The following is a 1653-nucleotide window of genomic DNA, read 5'->3' on the forward strand; positions in this document are numbered from 1 at the left end:
TCCGCGTCTTCGATGCCATGAACGACCCGCGCAACATGCAGGCCGCCCTGCAGGCTGTCCGCCGCCACGGCGCCCACGCCCAGGGCACGCTTTCGTACACCACCAGCCCGGCCCACACCCTGCAGACCTGGCTCGACCTCACCGAACAGCTGCTGGAGACCGGCGTCGACTCCATCGCCATCAAGGACATGTCCGGCATTCTGACGCCGCATGCCGCCTTTGAGCTGGTCAGTGAAATTAAAAAACGCTATGACGTCACCCTGCACCTGCACTGTCACGCCACCACCGGGATGGCGGAGATGGCCCTGCTGAAGGCCATTGAAGCCGGGGTCGACGGCGTCGACACCGCCATCTCCTCGATGAGCGCCACCTACGGCCACCCGGCCACCGAGGCGCTGGTGGCCACCCTCGCCGGCACGCCGTACGACACCGGCCTCAATATCCACAAGCTGGAAAGCATCGCGGCGTACTTCCGCGAGGTGCGTAAGAAGTACCACGCCTTCGAAGGCCAGCTGAAGGGCACCGACAGCCGTATCCTCGTCGCCCAGGTCCCGGGCGGGATGCTCACCAACCTCGAAAGCCAGCTGAAGCAGCAGAATGCCGCGGATAAACTGGACCTGGTGCTGGCGGAAATCCCCCGCGTGCGCGAGGACCTCGGCTTCATCCCGCTGGTCACCCCGACCTCGCAGATTGTCGGCACCCAGGCGGTGCTCAACGTCCTCACCGGCGAGCGCTACAAAACCATCGCGAAGGAGACCGCCGGTATCCTGAAGGGCGAGTACGGCCGCACCCCGGCGCCGGTGAACGCCGCCCTGCAGGCGCGGGTGCTCGATGGCGCCGACGCCGTCACCTGCCGCCCGGCTGACCTGCTGAAGCCGGAGCTGGCGGAGCTTGAAGCCGACGTGAAACGCCAGGCGCAGGAGAAGGGCATCACGCTTGCCGAAAACGCCATCGACGACGTGCTCACCGTGGCGCTGTTCCCGCAGCCCGGCCTCAAGTTCCTCGAAAACCGCCATAACCCGGCAGCCTTTGAGCCCGTGCCGCAGGTGGAAGCCGCGCAGCCGGTGGCAAAAGCAGAGAAGCCTGCCGCCTCCGGCGTCTACACCGTCGAAGTGGAAGGCAAAGCCTTTGTGGTCAAAGTCAGCGACGGCGGCGACGTCAGCCAGCTCAGCGCCGCGCCGGTGGCCGCTGCGCCTGCTGCCGCTCCGGCCCCGGCCCCGGCCGGCGCCGGGACCCCGGTGACCGCGCCGCTGGCGGGCACTATCTGGAAGGTGCTGGCCAGCGAAGGCCAGACGGTGGCCGAAGGCGAGGTGCTGCTGATTCTGGAAGCCATGAAGATGGAAACCGAAATCCGCGCCGCGCAGGCCGGGACCGTACGCGGCATCGCGGTGAAAGCCGGCGATGCGGTGGCGGTCGGCGACACTCTGCTGCAGCTGGCGTAAGGACGGGGAGCACAAATGGAAAGTCTGAACGCCCTGATTCAGGGCATGGGGCTGATGCACCTGGGGGCCGGCCAGGCAGTGATGCTGCTGGTCAGCCTGCTGCTGCTGTGGCTGGCGATTGCGAAGAAGTTCGAGCCGTTACTGCTGCTGCCGATTGGCTTCGGCGGCCTGCTCTCCAATATCCCGGAGGCCGGGCTGGCGCTGAGCGCGC

General features: G+C 67.1%; 2 protein-coding genes. Both read left to right on the top strand.

The genetic code is table 11. From position 1 onward, the window contains the following. A partial coding sequence (locus tag CWM61_RS28495; protein WP_100632272.1) for a pyruvate carboxylase subunit B occupies window positions 1–1442 on the top strand: 1442 nt, incomplete at its 5' end. A gap of 15 nt (window positions 1443–1457) precedes the next feature. Further along, window positions 1458–1653 (top strand): sodium ion-translocating decarboxylase subunit beta (locus CWM61_RS28500; protein WP_206054240.1); only part of this gene is annotated, 196 nt, incomplete at its 3' end.

The sequence above is a fragment of the Klebsiella sp. K-Nf6 genome (assembly GCF_002806655.1).
GTDB lineage: Bacteria > Pseudomonadota > Gammaproteobacteria > Enterobacterales > Enterobacteriaceae > Klebsiella > Klebsiella variicola.